This is a genomic window from Bacillus sp. JJ1773, assembly GCF_036962035.1.
GTDB lineage: Bacteria > Bacillota > Bacilli > Bacillales > Cytobacillaceae > Cytobacillus.
Map to the genome: position 1 here is coordinate 79,472 of NZ_JBALNX010000050.1, position 18,540 is coordinate 98,011.

Annotated in this window: 19 protein-coding genes and 3 riboswitches; of the genes, 14 read left to right on the forward strand and 5 right to left on the reverse strand. The window is 38.1% G+C overall.

All coding sequences use genetic code 11. The features are described 5' to 3' along the window. Nucleotides 1-124 precede the first annotated feature (124 nt). Nucleotides 125-1,267, reverse strand: a complete 1,143-nt coding sequence (locus V7127_RS15580; protein ID WP_335487496.1) for a PP2C family protein-serine/threonine phosphatase — start codon at nt 1,265-1,267, stop codon at nt 125-127. A 253-nt stretch (nt 1,268-1,520) separates the two neighbouring features. On the opposite strand from V7127_RS15580, the gene V7127_RS15585 reads away from it, so the two are divergent. After that, nucleotides 1,521-2,882: an aspartate kinase gene (locus V7127_RS15585; RefSeq protein ID WP_335487498.1), complete on the forward strand. Its 1,362-nt coding sequence runs from the start codon at nt 1,521-1,523 to the stop codon at nt 2,880-2,882. Nucleotides 2,883-2,917: 35 nt separating this feature from the next. Here the strand turns inward: V7127_RS15585 and V7127_RS15590 are convergent, their stop codons facing one another. Then, on the reverse strand, nt 2,918-3,409 hold the full coding sequence (locus V7127_RS15590; protein WP_335487501.1) for a QueT transporter family protein: 492 nt from the start codon (nt 3,407-3,409) through the stop codon (nt 2,918-2,920). A gap of 8 nt (nt 3,410-3,417) precedes the next feature. Beyond that, nucleotides 3,418-3,462: riboswitch (PreQ1 riboswitch) on the reverse strand. Nucleotides 3,463-3,659: 197 nt separating this feature from the next. Next, a riboswitch (glycine riboswitch) is annotated at nt 3,660-3,760 on the forward strand. Then, a riboswitch (glycine riboswitch) is annotated at nt 3,761-3,856 on the forward strand. It abuts the riboswitch before it with no gap. A 92-nt stretch (nt 3,857-3,948) separates the two neighbouring features. On the opposite strand from V7127_RS15590, the gene lpdA reads away from it, so the two are divergent. The 6 genes from lpdA (at nt 3,949) to V7127_RS15620 (ending at nt 8,206) form a co-directional block, all read left to right on the forward strand. Further along, nucleotides 3,949-5,349, forward strand: coding sequence for a dihydrolipoyl dehydrogenase (gene lpdA / locus V7127_RS15595; protein WP_335487504.1), 1,401 nt, complete (start codon nt 3,949-3,951; stop codon nt 5,347-5,349). A gap of 20 nt (nt 5,350-5,369) precedes the next feature. Beyond that, nucleotides 5,370-6,239, forward strand: a complete 870-nt coding sequence (purU, locus tag V7127_RS15600; protein ID WP_335487507.1) for a formyltetrahydrofolate deformylase — start codon at nt 5,370-5,372, stop codon at nt 6,237-6,239. A gap of 39 nt (nt 6,240-6,278) precedes the next feature. Continuing rightward, on the forward strand, nt 6,279-6,473 hold the full coding sequence (locus V7127_RS15605; protein WP_335487510.1) for an FbpB family small basic protein: 195 nt from the start codon (nt 6,279-6,281) through the stop codon (nt 6,471-6,473). A gap of 272 nt (nt 6,474-6,745) precedes the next feature. Continuing rightward, nucleotides 6,746-6,886, forward strand: coding sequence for an FbpB family small basic protein (locus V7127_RS15610; RefSeq protein ID WP_335353683.1), 141 nt, complete (start codon nt 6,746-6,748; stop codon nt 6,884-6,886). A 52-nt stretch (nt 6,887-6,938) separates the two neighbouring features. Beyond that, nucleotides 6,939-7,721 (forward strand): TerC family protein, encoded by a 783-nt coding sequence (locus V7127_RS15615; RefSeq protein WP_335487512.1) that lies wholly within the window; start codon nt 6,939-6,941, stop codon nt 7,719-7,721. A gap of 347 nt (nt 7,722-8,068) precedes the next feature. After that, nucleotides 8,069-8,206, forward strand: a complete 138-nt coding sequence (locus tag V7127_RS15620) for a hypothetical protein (RefSeq protein WP_335487515.1) — start codon at nt 8,069-8,071, stop codon at nt 8,204-8,206. 202 nt (nt 8,207-8,408) lie between these two features. Here the strand turns inward: V7127_RS15620 and V7127_RS15625 are convergent, their stop codons facing one another. The 3 genes from V7127_RS15625 to V7127_RS15635 form a co-directional block, all read right to left on the reverse strand. Continuing rightward, the gene (locus V7127_RS15625) at nt 8,409-8,738 is read right to left on the reverse strand and encodes a hypothetical protein (RefSeq protein ID WP_335487518.1); all 330 of its coding nucleotides are present in this window, start codon (nt 8,736-8,738) and stop codon (nt 8,409-8,411) included. 73 nt (nt 8,739-8,811) lie between these two features. Beyond that, complete coding sequence (locus V7127_RS15630) at nt 8,812-9,204, reverse strand: SRPBCC domain-containing protein (protein WP_335487521.1); 393 nt, start codon at nt 9,202-9,204, stop codon at nt 8,812-8,814. Between the two features lie 207 nt (nt 9,205-9,411). Then, nucleotides 9,412-9,819 (reverse strand): GNAT family N-acetyltransferase, encoded by a 408-nt coding sequence (locus V7127_RS15635; protein ID WP_335343997.1) that lies wholly within the window; start codon nt 9,817-9,819, stop codon nt 9,412-9,414. A 227-nt stretch (nt 9,820-10,046) separates the two neighbouring features. Here V7127_RS15635 and V7127_RS15640 point away from each other — a divergent pair, with 227 nt between their 5' ends. The 7 genes from V7127_RS15640 to V7127_RS15670 all read left to right on the forward strand — a co-directional run bounded on the left by V7127_RS15640 (nt 10,047) and on the right by V7127_RS15670 (nt 18,115). Beyond that, nucleotides 10,047-10,766 (forward strand): YebC/PmpR family DNA-binding transcriptional regulator, encoded by a 720-nt coding sequence (locus V7127_RS15640; protein WP_335343998.1) that lies wholly within the window; start codon nt 10,047-10,049, stop codon nt 10,764-10,766. Between the two features lie 561 nt (nt 10,767-11,327). After that, nucleotides 11,328-12,008: a response regulator transcription factor gene (locus V7127_RS15645; protein ID WP_335487524.1), complete on the forward strand. Its 681-nt coding sequence runs from the start codon at nt 11,328-11,330 to the stop codon at nt 12,006-12,008. A gap of 1 nt (nt 12,009) precedes the next feature. Then, entirely contained in the window at nt 12,010-13,011 is a 1,002-nt protein-coding gene (locus V7127_RS15650) for a sensor histidine kinase (protein WP_335353692.1), read from the forward strand. A gap of 172 nt (nt 13,012-13,183) precedes the next feature. Continuing rightward, nucleotides 13,184-13,867, forward strand: a complete 684-nt coding sequence (locus V7127_RS15655; protein WP_335487527.1) for an ABC transporter ATP-binding protein — start codon at nt 13,184-13,186, stop codon at nt 13,865-13,867. Further along, a complete protein-coding gene (locus V7127_RS15660) occupies nt 13,864-16,467 on the forward strand; it encodes an ABC transporter permease (protein ID WP_335487536.1) in 2,604 nt (867 codons plus the stop codon). Before V7127_RS15655 ends, V7127_RS15660 begins: the two co-directional genes overlap by 4 nt. 293 nt (nt 16,468-16,760) lie before the next feature. Next, entirely contained in the window at nt 16,761-17,468 is a 708-nt protein-coding gene (locus V7127_RS15665) for a DNA alkylation repair protein (protein WP_335487538.1), read from the forward strand. Nucleotides 17,469-17,566: 98 nt separating this feature from the next. Then, nucleotides 17,567-18,115, forward strand: coding sequence for a hypothetical protein (locus tag V7127_RS15670; protein ID WP_335487541.1), 549 nt, complete (start codon nt 17,567-17,569; stop codon nt 18,113-18,115). The last annotated feature ends 425 nt before the right edge of the window (nt 18,116-18,540 follow it).

The following is an 18,540-nucleotide window of genomic DNA, read 5'->3' on the forward strand; positions in this document are numbered from 1 at the left end:
GAGCTCACCTTTCCGAGAGGCTCGTCTTGTGCTTGTCGGGGGTGGACACAAAGGAAAGCTTCTGCGAGTATTCATCGCAGGAACATTGCCCTTTGATGTTCCGAAGGCGCTTCCGCTTTTCTATTTATTTCGCTTGAATTAATACTACACAAATGTCATCATCTGCGTTGACTTGTTGTTTTTTCGTTAATATAAAATCAATAGGTTCTTTGCTTTTAGAATCATGCCAATAGGATGAGGCGATGTTCTTAATAAATTCATAGCCGTCAGATTCATGATGATCAATGGTTTCTTCAACCCCGTCAGTACATAATAGCAATTGAATAGAATCTGTATATGTAATAATTGATTTTTTGATTTCGATTTCTTCGAAGAATCCAACAGCACAAGTATTGCTAGAAAGCTCTTTTAGTTCGGTATGATTGACAAGAGCAAATCCAGTTGGATGACCTGCATTTACGTATTCCAGCGTTTTCTCCTTCGTATCAAGCACAAGATAAATAGCCGTAAAATAATAAGGAATTTGCTGGTTTCGATGGTTTAAAGAATTCATCCAGCGGTTAAGCTCCTTCATGACATACTCAGGATCGGCATATGTTGTGATTGAATCCCTTAATACTGAAGATATAAACATGCATACAAGTGATGCTGATATCCCGTGCCCCATCATGTCAAGCTGTATAGCAGCAAAACGATGATCATTTATTCTATGCCAATAGTACATATCACCTGCTAATTTATACGCTGGTAAGTAGGAAGCCTTTAATAAAAGGTTATCCTTATAAACCGGCTCGCTTAACAAGCTTGTCTGGACATGCATGGATAATTCTAACTCATTTCGGATCTTTTCCTCTTGCTCAATATGCCAGTCTTTCTCGTATTTCAGTCTCAATGCCACTCGAATTCTTGCCAGTAGCTCGGTCTTATTTATCGGTTTTGTCACATAGTCAATGCCTCCAGCATCAAGTGCCTCAACTACCTTATTAGAATCTTCAAGAGCGGTTACAAATATAACAGGAATATCCTTTAAATGTGGAATTTGCTGGAGCTGTTTACATGCTTCAATTCCGTCCATTTCAGGCATCATGATATCCATTAGGATAATGTCTATCTGTTTTCCTATATCTAGTAGCTGTTCCTTTAGCAAAAAAGTGAATAAATCCTGTGCTGATGTAAATGATAAGTAATCATCATAGCCTGCACGCTTAAGAATGTTTTCGATAACAAACAAGTTCGCCTGGTTGTCGTCCACAATAAGAATCCCCATATAGTCTGCTCCCTTATTTCTTATTGATTTAATCCTATTATATTTTAAAAATGGGTAAAGTTGTTAATGATAAACCTTATTAATAAAAAAACATTCGGAAGTGTCTAGAAGGGCCAAAATAATAATAGGTATTTAGAACTATCTTGTCCGTTACTAGTAAACAAATGTCCTTATAGAGAGGAAAAACTCTTGATTATTTTCTGAATAGGAGTAAAATTAGGGATATATTTTTTACAGGTTAGGAGATGTCAGGATGAAAGTCGTAAAGTTTGGCGGATCTTCTTTAGCATCCGGAAAACAACTAGAAAAGGTCTTCCAGATTGTTGTTTCTGATCCCGCAAGGAAGGTAGTTGTCGTGTCTGCACCGGGTAAGAGATTTGGAGAGGACGAAAAGGTAACGGATCTCTTGATTGAATGTGCAGAGCTCTGTTTGCAAAATAAAGATCCAAAGCAAAAGTTCGATGCTGTTATCGAAAGATATGCTTTAATTGCAGAGGAATTAGACTTATCAGATGAAATCATTCACATTATTCAACAGGATTTACTTGAAAGGGTAAATTCAGATAAAAGCAACCGAGAGAGATTCATGGATTTACTGAAGGCGAGCGGCGAAGACAACAATGCAAAGCTGGTTGCGGCTTATTTCCGTAAACAGGGTGTGGAGGCTCCCTATGTAAGCCCGAAGGAAGCTGGTCTTTTGGTGAGTGCAGAACCAGGTCATGCTCAGGTTTTGCCAGAGGCCTATGATCGTTTGTTTGAGCTGCGTGAGCGTTCAGGTATCGTGATTTTCCCAGGTTTTTTTGGTTATAGCAAGGAAGGTGAGATCTTTACTTTTTCACGGAGCGGATCAGATATTACTGGCTCCATCCTAGCTAATGGAATCAAAGCAGACTTGTACGAAAACTTTACAGATGTGGATGCTGTTTATTCAGTTAATCCTTTTATCGTAGAAAGACCAAAGGAAATCAAGGAATTAACTTATAGAGAAATGCGCGAGCTTTCCTATGCGGGATTCAGTGTTTTACATGATGAGGCGCTTGTTCCGGCATTCCGAGCGGGGATTCCGGTACATATAAAGAATACGAATAATCCATCGGCACCAGGCACTCGAATTGTTTATGAGCGGGACAACACAAATGGCCCGGTTATTGGGATTGCAAGTGACGAAGGCTTCTGCAGCATTTATGTTAGTAAATACTTAATGAACAGAGAAATTGGATTTGGCCGAAAGCTATTGGAGATATTAGAAAGCTACGGTCTTTCCTATGAGCATACACCGTCAGGAATCGATGATATTTCCATTATTTTAAGGGAAAATCAATTTGCTCCAGGTATGGAAGAGGAGATTATTGATCGAATTAAGACAGAGCTAGATGCCGATGAAGTCGTAATTGAGCATAGTCTTGCGCTTATCATGGTTGTAGGTGAAGGAATGCGCCACAATATTGGTACAACAGCAAGGGCATCAAAAGCTTTGGCCAAAGCGGGGGTTAATATCGAAATGATTAACCAAGGCTCCTCTGAGGTGAGCATGATGTTTGGTGTGAAGGAAATCGATGAGAATCGAGCGGTCCGGGCACTTTATGACGAGTTTTTTGCGGCAGTTACAGTGTAAATATAAAAAAGAGTTGGCACAGGCCAACTCTTTTACTAAATGGCCTTTTCAAAATTTACACGTTTATTTAATGCATACATAATAGGCATTCCAACTGCCATCACGATGAATTCTCCAATAGCGGTTGTGAGCCATGTAAACATAAATGGCCAGCCAAAGGCAAGATGAAGCTCTAGGGCGATAAGGAACATGGTAAAGGTGAAAACAAGTGTGTTTACTGCCATGCGTGCCCAAATATTTTTAATAAATCGGCAGCATGCAATCGTGATTAATAATGAAATGATCGTTTGTCCGACACCAAAAATTAAGTCGTAAAATTTTAGTGGAAACGGTGAAAATAATAAATTCGTTAAAAATACACCTAATACCATTCCGAAAATATATTTCTTGTTAAAGACAATTAGATGATTAAATATTTCGGAAACACGAAACTGGATATTCGTAAATCCAAAAGGCTGGATCAGCATGGAAACAGCAATATATAAAGCTGCTAAAATGCCATTTCCGACAAGCGTTTTTACATTCATATTCAATTCTCTCCTTAGTTTTTTATCGTGGGATGGTTACGAACCACGTGGGCGGGTACCCAAAGATAATATTTTAATAGGCAGATCATATGCTGTCAATCTACAATTTTTGTAAAAAAATTTATGGTTTTCATACTGGAATGAACACTTTGTGAACTTTTTCTCAAGAAAATGTTAATGTTCTGTAAAAATGCTTGACATTACAGTGCTAAAGTATTATTCTAAATTTATAGAAAATTCAATAAGGCGGATGACGGTTGTGGGAGAGAGCATTACTTAAGCCACCGAAGGAGCAAGTTCCAAAAAGACCCTTGGAACAAATCTCTCAGGTAGAGGAACCACAACGGGACGCATCTCTGGAGAGCTCGTAAAAAACTAGACGACACCCAAGGGGACCCCATTATAATTTGGGCTTAAACTCTCAGGTAAAAGGACAGAGAAGGGTAAACAATCTTACCCTTTTTCTGTCCTTTTTTGCGTGGACAAATTTGGGAATCGATTGTTAAAATGTTCACAATATATCCAAAGGAGAGAATGATTTGACCAAAGAATATGATGTAGTCATTGTTGGTGGCGGTACAGGCGGATACGTTGCGGCTATTCGTGCCTCTCAATTAGGTTTAACAGCTGCGGTTGTTGAAAAAGGAAAGCTTGGAGGAACATGTCTTCATGCAGGCTGTATTCCTAGTAAGGCATTACTTCGAAGCGCGGAGGTTTATGCAACGACAAAAAATGCAGCAGCATATGGTGTCATAGCCCCCGAAGTTGGACTTGATTTTTCCAAGGTACAGGCAAGAAAAGCTGAGATTACTGACCGCCTGTTTAAAGGTGTGCAGCACTTAATGAAAAAAGGAAAAATTGATGTCTATGAAGGAAAAGGCAGAATCCTAGAGTCTAGAAACATATTGGTAGATTTGAATAACGGGGAAGAGGAAATCATTCTTGCTCCTAAAAATATAGTAATTGCAACTGGATCACGTCCACGGACACTTCCAGGACTAGAAGCCGATGGAAAGTATGTCATGACATCGGATGAAGCGCTTCAAATGGAAGAATTGCCAAAGTCGATTATTATTGTTGGCGGCGGTGTGATTGGGATTGAATGGGCTTCGATGCTCGTTGATTTCGGATTGGAAGTAACAGTGATTGAATTTGCTGATCGAATTATTCCGACAGAGGATGTAGATATATCTAAGGAAGTACAGCGTTTGATGAAGAAAAAAGGGGTTAAGATTGTTACAGGTGCTAAGGTGCTTCCTCAGTCCCTGGAAAAGGGAGATGGTGTAACAATCAAGGCTGAGCATCGGGGCGAAGAGAAAACGTTTTCTGCAGACAAACTTCTCGTTTCTGTAGGCCGACTACCTAATATCGAGTCGATAAGTCTTGAGAACACGACCATTAACGTTGAGCGCGGATTTATCGTTACAAACGAATACTATCAAACAAATGAGTCTAATATTTACGCAATTGGAGATGTCATTGGAGGACTGCAGCTGGCACATGTAGCTTCACATGAAGGAATGATCGCGATAGAACATATTGCAGGTGAAAATCCAACGCCGCTTGATCCAACACTAGTATCAAAATGTATATATAGCAGTCCTGAGGTTGCGAGTGTAGGCCTAACAGAGGAAGAAGCAAAGCTGCAAGGTTACGATGTGAAAACAGGGAAATTCTCATTCCGTGCAATCGGAAAAGCCCTTGTTTACGGCGAATCAGATGGATTTGTGAAAATGGTTGTAGAAGACGGATCGAAAAAGCTGCTCGGTGTCCATATGGTTGGCCCGCATGTGACAGATATGATTACAGAGGCAGGGCTTGCTCGCGTTCTTGAAGCTACTTCAATGGATATTGCTAGAACGATTCATCCGCATCCAACGTTAGCAGAAGCAATCGGGGAGGCTGCGTTAGCAGTAGATGGAAGGGCCATTCATGCTTAATTTTGAATTGGGGTGTTTCAATGACAACGAGAGAAAAAGGAAATAGAGGCGTATTACTGATTTCGTGCCCAGAAAAGCCGGGGATTATTTCGATTATTTCCAACTTTTTATTAGAGCATCAAGCGAATATTGTTCACTTTGATCAGCATACAACCGACCCGCAGGCAGGCAGATTCTTTATGCGGATTGAGTTTGATTTACAAAACTTTGACACATCTATTGAAGGACTTGAACAGGATCTGCATGATATTGCACAAAATCACTCTATGGATTGGCAGCTTAGCAGTTCTAAGAAGAGAAAGAGGATGGCGATTTTTGTATCTAAAATGGATCATTGTCTCCTGGAGCTAATATGGCGCTGGAAGTCAAAGGAATTGCCAGTGGATATCCCGTTAGTGATTAGCAATCATGCTCACTTAGCTGATGAGGTTGAAAGTTACGGGCTTCCTTTTTACCATATCCCGCTGACTCATGAAACGAAGGAGGAAGCTGAGCAGAAGGCATTAGAGCTATTAGATGGGAAAGTAGACTTTATTGTACTGGCAAGATATATGCAAATTCTTTCGCCGAATTTTATATCGAAATACCCGAACCAAATTATCAACATCCATCATTCATTCCTTCCAGCCTTTGTTGGGGCCAACCCATATGTGAGAGCTTTTAACAGGGGAGTGAAATTGATCGGAGCAACCGCCCACTATGTAACAAATGATTTAGATGAGGGGCCAATTATTCAGCAGGATGTTCTGCGCGTAAACCACCGCTACTCGTCAGAGGATTTAAAAGTAGCCGGTCGCCATGTGGAAAGAACCGTTCTCGCCGAAGCTGTAGCTTGGCATGTAGAGGACCGAGTCCTTGTTCATGGGAATAAAACGATCGTGTTTGAGTAACAGCCTTTAGGGCTATGCATATAAATGGGGATACATTCTATGAACCATACAACAGGAATAAAGGGAGATATTACAATGAGCAGAAAAAGAGTAACATTATCAAGTTTAATCAGAAAGAATAGAGAAGAACTTCTAAGAGACAGAGATCAGCTTGAGGAAATCGAAAAGCGTATTGATGATAAGCATATTATTACGAAAAAGAAAACTAGCCGTTATGGACTGGAATATAATTAGGTTGTAAAAGTAATTGACAGAACCATTTATTTCAATTATGATTAATGTATCAATTAAATAGTTTCTCCTAAAGGGGAGTAGCTTTAACGGCAAAGTCGTCACTTCGGAGATCTGTTCTCCCGGCATTGTCGGCAACTTATTATCGTTGTTAGCAAGACCTTTACCTATTTACGGTAAAGGTCTTTATTTGTTTATTAAACCTTTACCGCTTGCTGGTAAAGGTTTTTTTGTTTGCAAAAAAGGAAATGCTTTATAAAAAAGGGGGAAATAAAATGTTAAAAAGAAGAAAAACTTCATTTGAACAGCTTTTTAAGGAAAACAAGGAAGAAATCATGAAAGATAAGGTTCAATTGGAAATCATTGAAAAACGGCTTGAAAAGAAGGCTGAGTTAGCAAATAAAGTAAAGAAATAAAAAACGATCGCTTAGGCGTAGTTTACTTTATAGAAAAAATGGAGGAGTAACAATGGAATTATCAATTTTATTAGAATATGGCTGGGTATTACTGCTGTTGATTGGGATAGAAGGACTTTTGGCGGCTGACAATGCATTAGTGCTAGCGATTATGGTTAAACATCTTCCTGAGCAGGAAAGAAGAAAGGCATTATTTTATGGGCTGGCTGGTGCCTTTATATTCCGATTCGGATCCTTATTTGCCATTTCATATCTAGTTGATATCTGGCAGGTTCAAGCAATTGGTGCACTCTATTTATTATTTATTGCCTTCAATCATATATTTAGAAAGCTTATCGTGAATAAGGGAAAAGAAAAAGCATCTTCCCAAGAGGAAAAGAAAAAGGCTGGCTTCTGGATGACGGTTTTTAAAGTGGAATTAGCGGATATCGCCTTTGCAATTGATTCTATTTTAGCAGCAGTTGCACTAGCGGTAGCACTTCCAGATACAAGCCTTCCGAACATTGGAGGACTTGACGGAGGAAAATTTATCGTCATTTTTGCCGGAGGATTAATAGGATTAATTATTATGCGATTTGCGGCCAATGTATTTGTTAATCTTCTGCAAAAGAAGCCTGGATTGGAAATTGCAGCGTTTATGATTGTTGGCTGGGTCGGGGTTAAGCTATCGGTCTATACACTTTCCCACCCGGCATTATCCGTGCTCCCATCTTCGTTTGCACACTCCATGGAGTGGAAAATCATTTTCTATTCTGTCCTTATTTTGATCGCAGCAGGCGGATGGTTTTTTTCGAAGGAGAAAAAGGAAATGGTGACAGAAGGGAAAGCAAGTTAAGGATCAGAGTTATGGAGGTTAACCAATTGGTTAGCCTCTTTTGTTTGAAGTGAAACTATTTGTTGAGGGGTTCAATGTTGGGGTTTTGTAAAAATCGGAATTAAAACACTAACATAGAAAGGTCCAATGTAAGTGTTTTGAAGAGATTAGACTTAAAACACTAACATTGAAAAATATTTTAATCGTAAAGTAAAACAAGATGAAGAGACTCGACTAATGAGTAGAAAGGAAAACTAGAGGAAATTAGGAATTAATATTAAGGGGCATTAAGGCATTATGCATGTTTCTCCAAAAATAGTGAAACCTTTTAAAGAAGCGTTTTATTAAATCTAAAGGGGTTGATTACTATGAAGGAGCAACATAGAGAAAATGAAATTACTCATGTAGAAGCAGAGAATGAGAAACAGCTCATTAGAGAATTTGCTAATCCAGAGTCAAAGCAGCCAGTCCCACAGCCAAAGGATTTTGAGGACATTGAGTATTAGTAGTTAATAAGTAAAGCCAGTTCCGGTGTGCATGGAATGTTTGAACAACACGGAACTGGCCTTTTAACTAACTCTTTTTAAAATAATCAGTGAATGCTTGGTAAATTTCAACTCCCTGGTAAAATAACAAGCTTGATGCAGTGAGTGAAAATAAACCGATTAATAAGAATCGAATCCACATATAGATCTCCTCCTTCGTTTTTTATGAAAATGAAGGAGAAAAAACCACGTAATTGGATTGATAGAAAATCGGAGTAAAGAATATGAATCTATGGGAAGCCCCGATTAATTTACTGCAGAATAGATAGAGAGCAAGTGTAAAAAGCCAAAGAGCTTCAATATTAAAGTTCAGCTTAAAAAGATATTTTTTTATGTCATCCTTTAAAAGAAAACTTTCTACCGTATCAGATGAAATAACAGCATGATGTTCATGATCTGCTACCCATTTTGTATGTCCACCGGGATATTGCGCAATTAGGAACGAGAAAAAAATCGAGAGCAGTACAATTGAAAATAACTTCGTTTTTCTCATCTTCCTAACCTCCCTAAAAAGTGTGTTATTAGCATAATGCAAACTTAAGGGATTGTAAATAGGTAAATTCAGACTATTCAGCAATCCCCTTTATTTTTGGGAGCACGTTGTCCCAGATTTCCGCACTTAAGTCGCGATATTTTTTCCCATCCGTGATAACTGAGAAATCCCCCTGCAGAATGCGCAGGGAAGTAATTCCGCTTTCTTCTGATAATTGAAAGGTAATGCCATCTTCTTCGGTCACTTTAGGTCTTTCCTCACTGCGAACATCAAAAACGGTGAATCTGAGAAGTTTGTTTTCTTCAACAGTTGTGACATTCCCTTCTACAATTACTGTTCCATCTTGACCTTTCCAGAGCACAGGACTGTGAAGCCTCCAATCCGACTCAATGTGAAACTCAGGATCGCCGCTTGAAAATTTCGATGCCCATTGTTTCGTATTTTTAGGAAGAGTAATAGCTCCCAAACCTTAGAAGCCGGTGCGTTTATTCGAATAGTTTGATCGACAAATAGTTTATTCATTTGAAACCTCCAAATATCATTATTTTTAAATTTAAAGGACAAGAAAAGGGAAACTCACGAAAGTATGTCCTTTAAACCCCAATTAAAGGACAAGAAAAGGGAAAACCCACGAAAGCATGTCCTTAAAAACAGTTTCTAAATCAAAATCTAATTATTCTCTGCTATATTTCATTCCAACTGTAAAAACTTCAAATCCTAGCTTTTCGTAATAGGGAGCTTTCTTTTCTTCGCTTAATAATTGTATATGCAAATTCGAGGCTCTGCCCTTTTCTACAAGCCTTTTGACAATTTCTCCCCCTATTCCTTGGCTTCGATAGTCAGGGTGGACGATGACCCCACAAATATATCCGTTTATAAGTCCGTCCGAAATGATTCTTCCGGTACCGATTAGCTGTTCTCTATCATAAGCACTAATAACTGACCAGCTTTGAACCATAGCCCTATGTAAAAGCTCCTTCGGCAATTTCAAGAAGTCATTCCAGCCTTCAAGCTGGTAGAGCTGATAAAGTCGGTCAGGAGTAGGAACTTCAGTTGTATAATTAATGGATTTTTCCCCCATATTTATCCCCCTCATTCATTGATATAAAAATAATTCCCTATTTCATTTAGAATTCCTTTAATATGTAAGTTACTCATAAATACTCGAAAAAAACAAATTATATGAGGTATAATATATGCTGAAAACAAGTAGCATTTGCCAAATTGGAAAGAAAAAGTATTGAAAAAATAACCTATTTCGTATTAATATTTTTTATGTAGATTTAAAGTAGAAAGAGAGTGGTCAATATGGGCCGTAAATGGAATAATATTAAAGATAAAAAGGCATCAAAAGATGCAAATACTAGCCGTATATATGCTAAATTCGGAGTCGAAATTTACGTTGCTGCCAGACAAGGCGAGCCAGACCCGGAAGCCAATCAGGCATTAAAGTTTGTATTGGAAAGAGCTAAAACATACAATGTTCCAAAACATATTATTGACCGTGCGATCGACAAAGCTAAGGGCGGTTCAGACGAGAACTATGACGAGCTTCGCTACGAGGGCTTCGGTCCTAACGGCTCAATGGTCATCGTTGATGCGCTGACAAATAACGTGAATCGTACAGCATCAGATGTGCGTGCGGCATTCGGGAAAAACGGTGGAAATATGGGAGTAAGCGGATCAGTAGCTTATATGTTTGATGCTACTGCTGTTATTGGCCTTGAAGGAAAATCAGCCGATGAAGTGCTTGAAATCCTTATGGAAGCAGATGTAGATGCACGAGATATTTTAGAAGAAGACGAGGCTGTTATCGTCTATGCGGAACCAGATCAATTTCATGCCGTGCAGGAAGCATTTAAAAATGCAGGTGTAAATGAATTTACAGTTGCAGAAATTACGATGCTTGCCCAAAACGAAATTCCATTGCCAGAAGATGCACAAGCAAAATTTGAAAAAATGATTGATGCCCTTGAAGATTTAGATGATGTGCAGCAAGTGTATCACAATGTGGACTTTGGTGAGTAAAATGAGTAACCGAAATGGAGCGTTGTTTAATGACAATGCTCTATTTTTTATTTCTATAAGGATTCTCTTTATGAAAGAACTACTTTATCATTGCCCGTCAAATCTCTTTTTTGCCAATTGTGGTAAAAGAGGAGTCCTTTCATTGCCCGTAATCTCTCATTTTTACCTATTGTGGAAAATGAGGGGCCATCTCATTGCCCGTTTGTTCCCACTTTTGCCTTTTATGGTAAATGAACAGGCTTCTCTTTACCCTTAGGAGTCCTCTTTTGCTTTTTGCGGTAAAAGTGCAGCCTTTCCATTGCCCGTCAGCCCTCGTTTTTGCCTTTAGCGGTAAAAGAGCATCCTATTCATTGCCCGTCAGCCCCGTTTTTGCCTTTTGTGGTAAAAGAGCAGTCCTCTTATTGCCGTAATTTCCCCCTTTTTCCTTTAAGAGTAAATGTAGTCCTTACATTTACCGAAAGCCCCCCTTTCCCTTATTTTACTAAATGGTTATTAGCCTTTATGATGATAGTAAGGCATCACATAGATTCCAAATTTTTTAGAGTAAGGATGATCATCTGTATGAAAATTTTACTCGTAGAAGATGATAAGACGATTGCATCGGGACTAGAATATTCACTTCAGCAAGAAAATTATTCACCCATTATTTGTCACCATGCTGCAGCTGCTAAGGATGTCATCACAAATGAATTAGACCAAATCCACTTATGCTTGTTTGATTTATCTCTCCCAGATGGTAGCGGGTATGAATTGTGCAAGCTAGTGAAGGAGCGGGGCGATGTTCCTGTCATTTTTCTCACAGCGATTGATGATGAAGTGAATGTCGTAATGGGATTAGATATGGGAGCGGATGATTACATAACGAAGCCTTTTCGTATTCGCGAGCTTCTTTCCAGGATGAAATCTGTGCTAAGAAGGTACAATAAACAATCCACGACAGCTAGTCTTGAGCTGGGAAACATCAAAATTAATACACTTGAAGGAAAGATTTATAAAAATGGGAATGAGGTTGTTTTGACAGCTTTAGAATATCGTCTGCTGCTCATCTTTTTCAATCATATTGGACAAGTGTTAACAAGAAATCAGCTATTAGAACAGATTTGGGATGTGGCAGGGGACTTTGTGAATGATAATACTTTAACGGTTTATATTAAAAGATTGCGGAAGAAGCTTGAGGATCAGCCGCAACATCCAACGATTATTAAGACAGTGCGCGGCATGGGATATAAGGTTGGTGATTAGCTTGCTTCGGAATAATGAAGTGAAAGTACTTATACTTACATTGTGCTCAATTAGCATTGCGGCCATTGCCGCAGCCTCTTTTATCTCCTTTCCTGCAGTAATTCTTGTTTTCATTACCTCTGTTTTGCTAGTGGGAGTCAGCTTATGGTTCACAGGCTGGAGATACCGAGAGATCGAAAAGCTGTCCGGTTATTTGCGGCAAATTAGCGGAGGAGATTATTCACTAGATGTTCGCGATAATCGTGAAGGTGAGCTTAGTATTCTAAAAAACAATATTTATAAAGTGACGCTTATGTTATCCTCCCAGGGAACTCTATTAGAGCAGGATAAAATCCGTTTAATGGACGCGATATCAGATATTTCTCATCAGCTAAAAACGCCGCTTACCTCCATGGTTATGATGGCAGATTTATTGAGTGAACCGAAGCTTCCTATTGAAAAAAGAACAGAATTTACACGGAACATCCAAACACAGCTTGAAAGAATAGAATGGCTCGTTTCATCCTTATTGAAACTATCAAAAATTGATGCTGGAACTGTTCAATTCAAAAAAGATCAGATATTAGTAGAAAAACTAATAGAAAAAGCACTAGAGCCTATGCTTATTCCAATGGATATTAAGGAACAGACTCTTTCGATAAAGGGCGAGAAAAATGTTTCGTTTTGTGGTGACCTTAATTGGACAGCAGAGGCACTCATTAATATTTTGAAAAATTGTATCGAGCATACGCCAAATGGAGGCACGATTTTCATCTCTTTTTCCGAGAATGCTTTATTTACTGAGATTGTCATTGCTGATAATGGCAAGGGGATACCGAAAGCGGATCTGCCATATATTTTTAAACGTTTTTACAAAGGGAAAAATGCGGGGGAGGACAGCGTTGGGATTGGTTTAGCTATGGCCCATAGCATTATCGCGACTCAAGACGGTGCAATCGATGTGAAAAGTGAGAAAGAGAAAGGGACACAGTTTACGATAAAGTTTTACAAGCAGGTAATTTAGGAGGCTATATTCGTGATTATTATGCATAGGGACGAATACATGAGTATGACCGCAAACAAAATTCATTAATAAAGCTATTTCGCAAAGTGACTAAATTGTCACTTGAAAGTCACTTCATAGTCATTTTAGACAGATAAAATGAACTCATCAGTTACATAATGGAGGGTTTACAATGGGAATTTTGAAAATAGAAAATCTGTCTAAAATTTATGGCAAAGGGGAAACGGCTGTTAAAGCACTTGATGATGTTTCGTTCTCAGTTGAAAAAGGTGAGTTTGTAGCCATTATCGGTCCATCAGGTTCAGGAAAATCAACACTGCTTCATATGCTTGGAGGCGTGGATAGACCAACGAGTGGAAGAGTGCTAGTGGACAATACTGATATTTATCAGCTTAATGAAACACAGCTTGCCATTTTCAGACGAAGGCAAATAGGGCTGATCTATCAATTCTATAATCTAATCCCAGTTCTAACGGTTGAAGAAAATATAACTTTGCCGTTGCTGCTAGATGAGCATAAGGTTGATAAAAAGCAGTTTGATGAGCTCGTAAAAATTTTAAACTTGCAAAATCGTTTAAACCATTTGCCGAATCAGCTATCAGGCGGACAGCAGCAAAGGGTTTCTATTGGCAGAGCGCTTATAAGCAATCCAGCCATCATGCTGGCAGATGAACCGACTGGCAATCTTGATAGTAAGAACAGTGGAGAAATTATTGATCTGTTAAAGATGTTTAATAAAACCTTTAATCAGACTTTGATTGTTATTACTCATGATGAACGAATCGCTTTGCAGGCTGACCGGGTCATTTCTATAGAGGATGGAAGGATCGCCAAGGACGAGGTGATTCGACCATGAATATTGTCAATAAGTTAACAATTAGACATTTAAAGCAAAACAAGAGAAGAACTTTAGTTACGATTATAGGTGTTATCATTTCTGTCGCGATGATTATGGCCGTGACAACGCTAGGTATCTCCTTTTTAGAATTAATGAAAAGACAGACAATCGCAAATGAGGGAGAATGGCATGTTCTTTATAAGGACGTAAATAAGGAGCAGCTAGAGGCGATAAAAAGTGATGAAGATTCAAAAAAAGTCATCTTAACAAGGGATCTTGGCTATGCCTATTTGGCAGGGAGCCAAAATGAAAATAAACCATATTTATTTATAAAAGCATATAATTCTGAAGGGCTGCAAAATTTCCCTATTGAGTTAAGCAGGGGAAAGCTGCCAGAAGCAGAGAATGAGGTTGTCCTTTCAGAGGAAATTGTGAATAATGCTCGTATTGAATACAAGCTGGGAGATCAAATAAAGCTTCAGGCTGGTGAAAGACAAGTAACCAGCCAGGAAGGGTTATTAGTCCTATCCCAAACGGATCCATTGCAAATAGAGAACGGAAAAATAATTGAAACATTAGAAGAAAAGAAAACAGAAAACTATACAGTTGTTGGCTTTATTAAGAGGCCTGAATGGGAGCCAACATGGTCACCAGGATATACAATTATCACATATATAGAAGAAGGTAAAGTAAGTGCAGAGGATAAGACAGATGCGGCGGTCATTTTAAAAAAGGTAAATCGCTCTTTATATGCTCATGGTGAAGAATTCGCTGAAAAGAACAAAATTAACAAGGTTTATTTTAATAATAATTTATTGCGCTATTACGGGGTAACGAATAATGACAACTTAAATGCTACGCTTTTTTCTTTATCGGCCGTTATTATGACCGTTGTTATCGTTGGCTCTGTTTCACTCATCTATAATGCATTTGCTATTTCAGTCTCAGAACGTTCCCGACAATTAGGCATGCTGTCGAGTGTTGGAGCAACGAAAAGGCAGAAGAGGAATTCGGTATTTTTTGAGGGCTTTGTAATAGGTGTAATTAGCATCCCAATCGGAATATTAGGAGGTCTTGCTGGGCTTAGCATAACCTTTTTGTTCATTAATTCCATTATTCAAGGGGCATTAGGAGTTACTCAGAAATTAGAAGTGACCCTTACACCAATGACGATCTTCATTGCCTGTGGTGTATCCATTTTGACGATCTTTATTTCAACGTATATTCCGGCGATTAGAGCCTCGAAAATTTCTGCTATTGATGCCATTCGGCAAACTTCAGACGTCAAACTGACTGGCAAGGCTGTGAAAACATCAAAGCTCATTCGCAAGCTATTTGGGTTTGAAGCAGAAATAGGGCTAAAGAATTTAAAAAGGAATAAACGAAGATACAAGGCAACCGTCTTTTCACTTATTATCAGCATTGTACTATTTTTAGCTGTTTCATTTTTTACTGATCATTTAAAGAAATCTCTCGTTCTATCACAGGATGGTATAAATTATGATCTACAAGTGTCATTGAACTCAAAGGAGTCTGCTGATGATGTAAAGCTAATACAATCGTTTACAAATCTGGACAATGTGACAGAATCTAATTTTACGAGGAAAATAAGAAATGTGAATTCTTGGATAGAAGAAACATCCATTTCGGATATACTGAAGGACAGTGTCAAAAACGATAAAAGTATATTAAAGGATGGAAAGTATCCATACTATATCAATTTAATATCTTTAGATGAAGAAAATCTTCGCTCCTATGCACAAACGGCTGGTGTGGAGTATGAAAAGTTATTGAATCAAGATCAATTTGCAGCTATTGTCATTGATACCATTCCATACGAGGACAATGAAGCGGAAAAGTTTGTGGAGATGAAGGCCGTTTATAAGGAAATTGGCGATGTCATTGAGCTGAACTATATGGATACGTTAACAGGAAAAGAAGAATATTTAAATCAAGTTGTTGTTGCAGGACTGACAGGCCAGCATCCAATGGGCGTTATGCCTGCTGGGCCGGGTGGACTGAATTTGATCGTTTCTGAAGATGTGATGGAAAAGCTTATTGGGGATAGTAATGTGATAGATATACAGACTGCTCTGTTTCTAAAAAGCTCAGATCCAATGGAAACACAAGAGGAAATTGAAGAATTGAAAGAGAGTTATATGTATGTCTTCAATATTTATTTAGGAAGACAGCAGGAAGAACAAACGATCATGATCATGTCCGTCTTTACTTACGGTTTTATTGTTTTAATTACGGCGATTTCAATCGCGAATATTTTTAATACAATTTCAACGAGCATTTCCCTTCGAAAACGTGAATTTGCGATGCTGAAATCAGTCGGAATGACGCCAAAGGGCTTTAATAAAATGATTAATTATGAAAGTGTTTTTTATGGAATCAAGTCATTGCTTTATGGCCTGCCAATTAGTGTGGTTGTCATGTACCTCATTCATCAATCGTTAATGAACAGCTTCAGCTTTACATTCACGCTTCCTTGGAGCGATGTTATTTTCGTCATCACCGCTGTATTTATAATTGTTGGCGCCGCCATGCTATATTCCAGTGCGAAGGTGAAAAGAGAGAATATCATTGATGCTTTGAAGAGGGAGAGTATTTAAAGGTTTATAACGCCCATCCGCACAGAAAGTTGATCGTGAAGGTAGTTATCAAAGGATTATAACGCCCATCCATACAGAAAGTTGACCATGAAGGTAGTTATGAAAGGATTATAGAGGGGCGAAAGGGTGCGTTCCTTAAGAAGGAATCGCACCCTTTCTTATTAAAGGAAAGAAGCAGTATACTTGAATACGATTAATGGTAAAATTGAGAAGTATGGAAGACTTGAAAAGGAATATAACTTAGTTGGTTACGATGAAATGGGTATTAAGATTAAGAAAGGAAGTGCAACACTATGGATTTTGAAACAGTTATGCAAGAGCTAGAAGCCCTCAGCAAGGAACGAACTAAAAAAATATACATATCCAATGGTGCTCACGAGCCGCTTTTTGGCGTGGCTACAGGTGCTATGAAACCAATCTCAAAGAAAATAAAAATAAATCAAGATTTAGCTGAAGAGCTTTTTGCGACAGGTAACTATGATGCCATGTACTTTGCAGGCATTATTGCAGACCCAAAAGCCATGACTGAGTCAGATTTTGATCGTTGGATAGATGCATCGTATTTTTATATGCTATCCGATTACGTGGTGGCAGTCACTTTATCAGAGTCAGATATTGCACAAGAAGTTGCTGACAAATGGATTGCAAGCGGTGATGAGCTGAGAATGTCAGCGGGCTGGAGCTGCTACTGCTGGCTTTTAGGAAATCGCAAAGACTATGAGTTTTCCGAAAGTAAGATTTCCAATATGCTTGATAATGTAAAAAATACCATACATGATTCGCCAGAACGCACGAAATCCGCTATGAATAATTTTCTATATACCGTGGGGATTTCCTATTTGCCGCTTCATGAAAAGGCAGTCGAGACCGCAAAGGACGTAGGTATAGTAGAGGTCAAACGTGACAATAAAAAAAGCAGCTTCCTAAATGCATATGAAAGTATTCAAAAAGAAATTGATAGAGGGAAGCTTGGTTTCAAACGAAAATATGTAAGATGTTAATAATTTGCTTTGCATCGGGGTGTTGATCCAAGAAGGATTGACGCTCTTTTTTGTAGAAGTTACTGAGCTAAAATATTTTTATAGAGAGGGGAAATTCTATGGAGGTTATTCATAAAATAAATGATATTAGTTTTGGGGTTGCAACCCAATTTGATAGTAAGTATCTTACACCGATCATACAAAATTTATTGCTTAAAGCGGAAAATGAATGGGATGACTATAATGAAGTATATCACTGCTGTCAATTAATTGAGAATGTCAGAAAAAATAAGAATATGAAAATAGATTTCCATGTAATGATGGAAGATAAAAATTATTTAGGAATTGCTCTTGTTACTAGCGGAATTATCGATTATAAAGTCTTTTTTAAAGAGCCTATATCTATAAGTCAAAATGATAAAGATGTCTTGATATTTAACTATTTTCATATATCTCAAGAAGGTAGAGGGAATGGCCAAATATGGTTTAGAGATATCATTATGCCGTATTATAAATCAAAAAATTTTAAAACAATATATGTAAAATCAAGTCATCAAAAGGTATTTTCAATGTATTGTCGTTTAGGTACAGAAATTGGAGAATATACGAGTAGTAGTGATAATCAGTTATTTATGAGGAAAGGAAAAATATTCAAAATTACACTTTGAGCTCTTTTCAACCAGGCACGATTTTTATAAAAAAGTTTACACTTTTTGTTCATTCGGAAAAAGAGTGATAGGTAGGAGTAGGCGGCAGCACAGTTCCACATGATATGCAAGCTGTCGTGGCAGCTGTAAAGGCAGTAATAGCTTGGTAGTTTTTTCGTTCATTTTACCTCTCTAATTTCTAAAAATAATGCGACTGGAAAGTTATTAACAAATTCATTGAGTGAAAAAATGGCTATAAGAACAGATTTTTTCTGTTCCTTCATTAATCATTCTTTTCTTTACTCTCTTTATGCAATTTCTTGTTTAGTTTATATTGTTTAGAAATCCCTTTAATGATAAAGAAACCTATAATTAAGGCAAATAAGTTTAGTGAATCACCGAAATTAATAGATAGACTAAAGTTGTTATTAATATTTATATCATTC

Excerpts from the sequence above, each read along its gene's own strand:
- V7127_RS15590 (WP_335487501.1), bottom strand. The coding sequence starts at position 3,409 with ATGAATGTAAAAACGCTTGTCGGAAATGGCATTTTAGCAGCTTTATAT.
- V7127_RS15605 (WP_335487510.1), top strand. The coding sequence starts at position 6,279 with ATGAACCATACAACAGGAATAAAGGGAGATATTACAATGAGCAGAAAA.
- V7127_RS15660 (WP_335487536.1), top strand. The coding sequence starts at position 13,864 with ATGAATATTGTCAATAAGTTAACAATTAGACATTTAAAGCAAAACAAG.
- V7127_RS15620 (WP_335487515.1), top strand. The coding sequence starts at position 8,069 with ATGAAGGAGCAACATAGAGAAAATGAAATTACTCATGTAGAAGCAGAG.
- purU (WP_335487507.1), top strand. The coding sequence starts at position 5,370 with ATGACAACGAGAGAAAAAGGAAATAGAGGCGTATTACTGATTTCGTGC.
- V7127_RS15615 (WP_335487512.1), top strand. The coding sequence starts at position 6,939 with ATGGAATTATCAATTTTATTAGAATATGGCTGGGTATTACTGCTGTTG.
- V7127_RS15670 (WP_335487541.1), top strand. The coding sequence starts at position 17,567 with ATGGAGGTTATTCATAAAATAAATGATATTAGTTTTGGGGTTGCAACC.
- V7127_RS15635 (WP_335343997.1), bottom strand. The coding sequence starts at position 9,819 with ATGGGGGAAAAATCCATTAATTATACAACTGAAGTTCCTACTCCTGAC.
- V7127_RS15585 (WP_335487498.1), top strand. The coding sequence starts at position 1,521 with ATGAAAGTCGTAAAGTTTGGCGGATCTTCTTTAGCATCCGGAAAACAA.
- V7127_RS15640 (WP_335343998.1), top strand. The coding sequence starts at position 10,047 with ATGGGCCGTAAATGGAATAATATTAAAGATAAAAAGGCATCAAAAGAT.
- V7127_RS15610 (WP_335353683.1), top strand. The coding sequence starts at position 6,746 with ATGTTAAAAAGAAGAAAAACTTCATTTGAACAGCTTTTTAAGGAAAAC.
- V7127_RS15655 (WP_335487527.1), top strand. The coding sequence starts at position 13,184 with ATGGGAATTTTGAAAATAGAAAATCTGTCTAAAATTTATGGCAAAGGG.
- V7127_RS15625 (WP_335487518.1), bottom strand. The coding sequence starts at position 8,738 with ATGAGAAAAACGAAGTTATTTTCAATTGTACTGCTCTCGATTTTTTTC.
- V7127_RS15665 (WP_335487538.1), top strand. The coding sequence starts at position 16,761 with ATGGATTTTGAAACAGTTATGCAAGAGCTAGAAGCCCTCAGCAAGGAA.
- V7127_RS15580 (WP_335487496.1), bottom strand. The coding sequence starts at position 1,267 with ATGGGGATTCTTATTGTGGACGACAACCAGGCGAACTTGTTTGTTATC.
- V7127_RS15645 (WP_335487524.1), top strand. The coding sequence starts at position 11,328 with ATGAAAATTTTACTCGTAGAAGATGATAAGACGATTGCATCGGGACTA.